This is a genomic window from Pseudomonas sp. FW305-28, from assembly GCF_017351395.1.
Classification (GTDB): Bacteria; Pseudomonadota; Gammaproteobacteria; order Pseudomonadales; family Pseudomonadaceae; genus Aquipseudomonas; species Aquipseudomonas fluorescens_AA.
In genome coordinates this window covers 1-7,347 of sequence record NZ_JACNDD010000223.1, presented here as the reverse complement: position 1 = coordinate 7,347, position 7,347 = coordinate 1, and the positions used below count along the sequence as shown (strand labels likewise).

At 62.0% G+C, this 7,347-nt stretch carries 6 protein-coding genes; 1 reads left to right on the top strand and 5 read right to left on the bottom strand.

Annotation, left to right across the window (positions count from 1 at the left end; all coding sequences use genetic code 11):
* Nucleotides 1–20: 20 nt before the first annotated feature.
* The 4 genes from garD to kdgD all read right to left on the bottom strand — a co-directional run bounded on the left by garD (nucleotide 21) and on the right by kdgD (nucleotide 5,511).
* Nucleotides 21–1,574 (bottom strand): galactarate dehydratase, encoded by a 1,554-nt coding sequence (gene garD / locus J4E53_RS29040; RefSeq protein WP_103311196.1) that lies wholly within the window; start codon nucleotides 1,572–1,574, stop codon nucleotides 21–23.
* Between the two features lie 13 nt (nucleotides 1,575–1,587).
* Nucleotides 1,588–2,952, bottom strand: coding sequence for an MFS transporter (locus J4E53_RS29035; protein WP_060739175.1), 1,365 nt, complete (start codon nucleotides 2,950–2,952; stop codon nucleotides 1,588–1,590).
* Between the two features lie 85 nt (nucleotides 2,953–3,037).
* Nucleotides 3,038–4,483, bottom strand: a complete 1,446-nt coding sequence (locus J4E53_RS29030) for an aldehyde dehydrogenase family protein (protein WP_060739176.1) — start codon at nucleotides 4,481–4,483, stop codon at nucleotides 3,038–3,040.
* 116 nt (nucleotides 4,484–4,599) lie between these two features.
* Nucleotides 4,600–5,511: a 5-dehydro-4-deoxyglucarate dehydratase gene (gene kdgD / locus J4E53_RS29025; RefSeq protein ID WP_014336610.1), complete on the bottom strand. Its 912-nt coding sequence runs from the start codon at nucleotides 5,509–5,511 to the stop codon at nucleotides 4,600–4,602.
* Between the two features lie 294 nt (nucleotides 5,512–5,805).
* Here kdgD and J4E53_RS29020 point away from each other — a divergent pair, with 294 nt between their 5' ends.
* Nucleotides 5,806–6,189: a hypothetical protein gene (locus tag J4E53_RS29020; protein WP_060739178.1), complete on the top strand. Its 384-nt coding sequence runs from the start codon at nucleotides 5,806–5,808 to the stop codon at nucleotides 6,187–6,189.
* A gap of 283 nt (nucleotides 6,190–6,472) precedes the next feature.
* On the opposite strand, the gene J4E53_RS29015 is transcribed toward J4E53_RS29020, so the two are convergent.
* Entirely contained in the window at nucleotides 6,473–7,219 is a 747-nt protein-coding gene (locus J4E53_RS29015) for a FadR/GntR family transcriptional regulator (RefSeq protein ID WP_103311194.1), read from the bottom strand.
* Nucleotides 7,220–7,347: the final 128 nt, after the last annotated feature.

Genomic DNA, 7,347 nt, shown 5'->3' with positions numbered 1-7,347 from the left:
CTCCAGCGCTCACGACATCATCAGGTTATCGGCGCCGGGTTGAACAAGGTGATGTCGTTGTACAGCTTGTGCCGCTCGGCCCAGGTCTGCTTCTTGCCGCTGGCCACGTCCAGATAGTAGTGGAACAGCTCCCAACCCAACTCTTCGATGGTCGCCCGTCCGGTGGCGATCCGGCCGGCGTCGATGTCGATCAGGTCCGGCCAGCGCTGGGCCAGTTCGGTGCGGGTCGAGACCTTCACCACTGGGGCCATGGCCAAGCCGTACGGCGTGCCCCGGCCGGTGGTGAACACATGCAGGTTCATCCCCGCCGCCAGTTGCAAGGTGCCGCAGACAAAATCACTGGCCGGTGTGGCGCAGAAGATCAGGCCCTTTTGCTTGAAGCGCTCGCCCGGGCCGAGCACGCCGTTGATCGCGCTGCTGCCAGACTTGACGATCGAGCCCAGGGATTTTTCGACAATGTTCGACAACCCGCCCTTCTTGTTGCCCGGCGTGGTGTTGGCACTGCGATCGGCCTCGCCCTTGGCCAGGTAGCGGTCGTACCAGTCCATTTCCCGCACCAGCTCCTGGGCGACTTCCTGGGTTTGCGCCCGGGAGGTCAGCAGGTAGATCGCATCGCGCACTTCGGTGACTTCGGAAAACATCACCGTCGCCCCGGCCCGGAGCAACAGGTCCGAGGCATAACCCAGCGCCGGGTTGGCGGTGATGCCGGAAAACGCATCGCTGCCACCGCACTGCATGCCCAGGATCAGCTCCGAGGCCGGCACGGTTTCGCGACGACGCAGGTCGAGTTTCTTCAGGCGTGTCTCGGCCAATTCCATGATCTGCTCGATCATTTCGGTGAACCCGTGACTGGAATCCTGCAAGCGATACAACCACGGCTCGCTGAGGTCCACCGAACTGTCGCCCTCATGCATCACCTGCCCGGCCTGCAATTTCTCGCAGCCCAGGCTGATCACCAGCGCTTCGCCACCCAGGTTCGGGTTGCGTGCCAGGTTACGCACGGTACGAATCGGGATGTACGCATCGGTGGCGGTGATCGCCACCCCACAGCCGTAGCTGTGGGTCAGCGCCACCACGTCATCGACGTTCGGGTACTTGGGCAGCAGCTCATCCTTGATGCGCTTGACCGCATGGTCCAGCACCCCGGTCACGCACTGCACCGTGGTGGTGATGCCCAGAATGTTGCGCGTGCCGACGGTGCCGTCGGCGTTGCGATAACCCTCGAAGGTGTAGCCCTCCAGCGGCGCATCGGCCACCGGCACATCAGTGGACAGCGGCAAGCTGTCCAGCGGCGGCGCGGTGGGCATACGCAACTGGTCTTCCTTGACCCAACTGCCACGGGGGATCGGTTGCAGCGCGTAGCCGATGACCTGGCCATAGCGAATCACCTCGCCGCCCTCGGGAATATCCTGCAGCGTGACCTTGTGGCTCTGGGGCACAAAGTCCACGGTGACCAGGCCGTCCGGGAACTCGGTCCCGGCCGGTACGCCCTGGTCGTTGACGACGATCACCACGTTGTCCCGCTCATGCAAGCGGATGTAACGGGGCGAGTCGGCATGTTCAATCAATTGCATTGCTGCCGCTCCTTCAGGATTTCGCTTCGGACAGGCTGGAGATGCCGGCATCCTTGGCCGTTGGTTCCTTGAGCACGACACGCTTGATCGGCCCCACGATGACCAGGTAGCTGAACACCGCCATCAGCGCGTTGCAACCGACGAACACCAGTGCCCACTTGAACGAACCGGTGGAGCTGATGATGTAGCCGATGACAATCGGCGTAGTGATCGACGCCAGGTTACCAAAGGTGTTGAACAGGCCACCGCTCAAACCGGCGATCTGTTTTGGCGACGTGTCGGAAACCACGGCCCAGCCCAATGCGCCCACGCCTTTACCGAAGAACGCCAGGGCCATGAAGCCCACCACCATCCATTCGATGTCCACGTAGTTGCACGCCACGATGCTGCTGGACACCAGCAGGCCGGCGATGATCGGCGCTTTGCGGGCGAAGGTCAGCGAGTGGCCCTTGCGCAGCAGGTAGTCGGAAATCACCCCGCCCAGCACGCCACCGATGAAACCGCAGATGGCCGGCAAGGACGCGATGAAACCGGCCTTGAGGATGGTCATGCCGCGCTCCTGCACCAGGTACACCGGGAACCAGGTCAGGAAGAAGTACGTGATGCCGTTGATGCAGTACTGGCCCAGGTAAACGCCCAGCATCATGCGATTGGTCAGCAGTTGACGGATGTAATCCCACTTCGGACCGTCGGCTTTCTTTTCCTTGCCCTTGTCCTGGTCCATGTCGACCATCGCGCCGTTGGCGGCGATGTGATTGAACTCGGCCTCGTTGATCATCGGGTGCTGACGCGGGCTGTAGATCACTTTCAGCCAGATCAGCGAGAACACGATGCCGATCACGCCCATCACGATGAACACGTGCTGCCAGCCGAAACGGTAGACGATCCAGCCCATCAGCGGTGCGAACAACACGGTGGCGAAATACTGCGCCGAGTTGAAGATCGCCGAGGCGGTGCCGCGTTCTGCGGTGGGGAACCAGGCGGCGACGATCCGTGCGTTGCCCGGGAAGGACGGCGCTTCGGCCAGCCCAACCAGGAAGCGCAGCATGAACAGCGCAACCACGGCCGTGGACATGCCGAATTCACCCACATAGCCTTGCAGCACGGTGAACAGCGACCAGGTGAAAATGCTCAAGGCATAGATTTTTTTCGACCCGAAACGGTCGAGCAGCCAGCCGCCAGGGATCTGCCCGGCCACATAGGCCCAGCCGAAAGCGGAGAAGATGTAACCGAGGGTGACGGCATCGATGCCGAGGTCTTTTTGCAGGCTGGAGCCTGCGATGGCGATGGTGGCACGGTCGGCATAGTTGATCGTCGTCACCAGGAACAGCATGAGCAGGATCAAATAGCGGACGTGTGTCGGCTTGGTCGCTTGCATGTAGATGTACTCCCACTATTTATTTTTATGCGGGTCAGCAGATTGTGACGCCAGGACGGGATCACCCGCCCTGGCGGTGTCGCACTTACGATCCGATGTAAGAAGTTTTAACCACGGTGTAGAACTCTTGCGCGTAGCGACCTTGCTCACGCGAACCATAGGACGAACCTTTGCGCCCGCCGAACGGCACGTGGTAATCCACGCCGGCGGTGGGCAGGTTGACCATCACCATGCCCGCCTGGGAATGGCGCTTGAAGTGGTTGGCATACTTCAGCGAGGTGGTGGCGATACCGGCGGACAGACCGAACTCGGTGTCGTTGGCCATCGCCAGCGCCGCCTCGTAGTCGGCCACGCGCACGACGTTGGCCACCGGGCCGAAGATCTCTTCGCGGCTGATGCGCATCGACGCTTCGCTGTCGGCGAACAGGGTCGGCGCCAGGAAGTAACCTTCGGTGTCGCACGTCACCAAACCACCACCGCTCACCAGCCGCGCGCCTTCGCTCTGGCCGATGTCGATGTACTTCAAGTCCTGGCTGAGCTGGGCTTCGGAAACCACCGGGCCGATGTCGGTGCCGGCCTTCAACGCATGACCGACCTTGATCGACTGCATGCGCTCGGCCATGGCCGCAACGAACTTGTCGTGGATGCCGGCGGTGACGATCAGGCGACTGGAGGCCGTGCAACGTTGACCGGTGGAATAGAACGCGCTCTGCACCGCCAGTTCGACGGCTTGCTTGAGGTCGGCGTCGTCGAGGATGATCTGCGGGTTTTTGCCGCCCATCTCCAACTGCACCTTGGCCTGGCGCGACACGCAGTTGACCGCGATCTGCCGGCCCACGCCCACGGAACCGGTGAAGCTGATGCCGTCGACTTTCGGGCTGTTGACCAGGACTTCACCGACCACGCGGCCGCTGCCCATCACCAGGTTGAACGCACCGGCCGGGAAACCGGCGCGGGAAATGATCTCGGCCAGGGCCCAGGCACAGCCCGGCACCAGCTCGGCGGGCTTGATCACCACGCAGTTGCCGTAGGCCAGGGCCGGGGCGATCTTCCACGCGGGGATGGCGATCGGGAAGTTCCACGGGGTGATCAGGCCGACCACACCGAGGGCTTCACGGGTGACTTCGACGTTGACGCCTGGGCGCACTGACGGCACGTAATCGCCCGACAGGCGCAGGCATTCACCGGCGAAGAATTTGAAGATGTTGCCGGCGCGGGTCACTTCGCCGATGGCTTCAGGCAGGGTCTTGCCCTCTTCCCGGGCCAGCAATTGGCCGAGTTCTTCGCGGCGGGCGAGGATCTCGCTGCCGACTTTGTCCAGCGCATCGTGACGGGCCTGGATGCCCGAGGTCGACCAGGCCGGGAAGGCGGCGCGGGCGGCTTCGATGGCGGCATTGACTTGCGCTGCGTCAGCCTTGGCGTATTCACCGATGACATCGGACAAGTCAGACGGGTTGATGTTGGTGCAATAGTCGGCACCGGCCACCCACTGACCGTTGATGTAGTTATCGAAACGCTTTGAATCTGCCACGGATGCTCCTCCTAACAAAAAGCCTGTCTGGTCTTGAGGCGTTCCCCCGCAGCGCGTGGGAACGATCAAGCCTTACGCAAAAAGCCGCTGATTACTCAGCGGCCTTGTCGGGTCTGTTATTGCTTGCCTTGCTTGTCGATCAGCGCGGCCAGGGCTTCGTATTCTTCTGGCAGCAGATCGGTCAGCGGCGTGCGCACAGGACCTGCGTCGTAGCCAACGATTTTCGCGCCGGCCTTGACGATGCTCACCGCGTAACCGGCCTTGCGGTTACGGATGTCCAGGTAAGGCAGGAAGAAGTCGTCGATGATCTTGCCGACGGTCTCGTGATCGTCGCGGGCAATGGCGTGGTAGAAGTCCATCGCGGTTTTCGGGATGAAGTTGAACACCGCCGAGGAGTAGACCGGCACGCCCAGGGCCTTGTAGGCCGCGGCGTAGACTTCAGCGGTCGGCAGGCCGCCCAGGTAGCTGAAACGATCGCCGAGGCGACGACGGATCGACACCATCAGTTCGATATCGCCCAGGCCATCCTTGTAGCCGATCAGGTTCGGGCAGCGCTCGGCCAGTTGTTCCAGCTGAGTGGCGTTCAGGCGGCAGACGTTGCGGTTGTACACCACCACGCCGATTTTTACCGATTTGCACACGGCTTCAACGTGGGCGGCAACGCCGTCCTGGCTGGCTTCGGTCAGGTAGTGCGGCAGCAGCAGCAGGCCCTTGGCACCCAGGCGCTCGGCTTCTTGAGCGTATTCGATGGCCTGGCGGGTGGCACCGCCAACACCGGCAAGGATTGGCACGCTGGTGGCGCAGGTATCGACGGCGGTCTTGATGACCTGCGAATACTCGCTGGCGGCCAGGGAGAAGAATTCACCGGTGCCGCCCGCTGCGAACAATGCAGAGGCGCCATACGGGGCCAGCCACTCGAGGCGCTTGATGTAACTGTCGCGATTGAAATCGCCTTGGGCAGTAAAATCGGTGACCGGGAACGACAGCAGGCCAGACGAGAGGATGGACTTCAGTTCTTGTGGATTCATTATTCGAACACCCTGGGACGCAAATGATTGTGTGAGATGGTTAAGCTTCGGCCAGAAGTTGTAGGTCATCGTACAACTTAAATAATCTGCGTCAACTGCATTTCGTCATCGAAGGGTAAAAAAGGCCGACGGACCGTTCGTCAGCACTGTCGACTCTGCCAGTAGGCGTGACGGTGTGTTGCCGGCATAACGCAGCAGTGGCCGTGCGACCGCCCGGCCGGTGTTTTCTGGCTAGCTATCTAACAGTGAGTCACCGTATGCGACGTGCACGGTCGCCTCACAGGGAGAGACACCATGGCTAATTTTGCACTGCCCATCCTCACCCAGTTCTCAGGCAACAAACCCGCCGAGAAGGTCACGATCAACCTGTCGAAGCTGGGGGCCAATCTGGAAGTCCAGATTCCTGACTCGAATGAAATCTCCGCCGATTGGTCGGTCTACCCGATTCTCGGCGCCAACAAGGATCATCCCGACTGGTCCGGCCAGCAGGTGGCGGCCGGCACCTGGGACGATGCCAACGACGGCATGGTGAAACTGACGGGGCTGAAAGTCACCGTGCCCAAGGCGGAACTGCAAAAGTATCTGGGCCGGCAGGTTGAACTGCGCTACCGGTTTGCCAATGAGTCGGGGTATGACTTGTATTCCGACCCGTCGGTGAAGTTGAAGATCGAGCCCTAGGCGCCCAGGCACGGCGGCGGCTGACCCGACGCCATCGCGAGCAGGCTCGCTCCCACAGGGGGATTGTGGCGGACCTGAATCCAGAGACCACAGGAGATCAATTGTGGGAGCGAGCTTGCTCGCGAATAGGCCACTCATCCAGCCTATCTATAAGCTGCCCCTCCGCCATCGCGAGCAAGCTCGCTCCCACAGGGGGATTTTGTGGCGGACTTTAATCCAGTGATCACAAGAAATCACTGTGGGAGCGAGCCTGCTCGCGATAGCGGTGGCTCGACTGGTCAGATCAACCCTGGGCCTGGGCCTCTTCATGAGCCTGGCGCAGCCGCTCGCGGCTATTGGTCAGATGCAAGCGCATGGCCGCACGGGCCGCGTCGGAGTCCTGGCGGGCGATGGCTTCGTAGATTTCCTCGTGCTCGCGGCTCAGGCGATCCATGTAGTGCTGGTGGTCGTCGTGGGCCAGGCGCGCCGAGTTCAGCCGGGTACGCGGGATGATGCTGGTGCCCAGGTGGGTCATGATGTCGGTGAAGTAGCGGTTGCCGGTGGACAGGGCGATTTCCAGGTGGAAGGCGAAGTCCGAGGCCACCGCGTCGCTGGCGTGGGCGGCACTTTCCTTCAAGGCGTCGAGGGCGGCGCGCATCGTCGCCAGTTGCTCTTCGCTACGGCGTTGCGCCGCGAGCCCGGCGGATTCCACTTCCAGGCTGATGCGCAACTCCAGGATCGCCAGCACGTCCCGCAAGGTGACGACCGTGGCCGGGTCGATGCGAAAACCGCTCGGGCTGGGCGTGTCCAGCACGAAGGTGCCGATGCCATGGCGGGTTTCCACCTGGCCGGCGGCCTGCAACCGGGAAATCGCCTCGCGCACCACGGTGCGGCTGACGCCATGGGCTTCCATGATCGCCGACTCGGTGGGCAATTTATCGCCACGCTTGAGCAGGCCATCGCGAATCTGCTCGGTCAGCACCGTCACCAGCTCCTGCGCCAGGCTGCGGCGCTTGCGGGGAAGGCGGGGTATGTCGATCGGGTTTTCCATTGTGTCTGTGTCTCGGCAAGCGGCTGAATGACAACATCATAGCGCAACGTGGTTGTACGATCACCGTGGGTGCAGTGGCGAGTCGAGGGCTGACACCGAGTCGCGCTCATCGCGAGCAAGCTCGCTCC

Coding starts and splice junctions, on each gene's coding strand:
- garD (WP_103311196.1), bottom strand. CDS start 1,574: ATGCAATTGATTGAACATGCCGACTCGCCCCGTTACATCCGCTTGCAT.
- J4E53_RS29035 (WP_060739175.1), bottom strand. CDS start 2,952: ATGCAAGCGACCAAGCCGACACACGTCCGCTATTTGATCCTGCTCATG.
- kdgD (WP_014336610.1), bottom strand. CDS start 5,511: ATGAATCCACAAGAACTGAAGTCCATCCTCTCGTCTGGCCTGCTGTCG.
- J4E53_RS29020 (WP_060739178.1), top strand. CDS start 5,806: ATGGCTAATTTTGCACTGCCCATCCTCACCCAGTTCTCAGGCAACAAA.
- J4E53_RS29015 (WP_103311194.1), bottom strand. CDS start 7,219: ATGGAAAACCCGATCGACATACCCCGCCTTCCCCGCAAGCGCCGCAGC.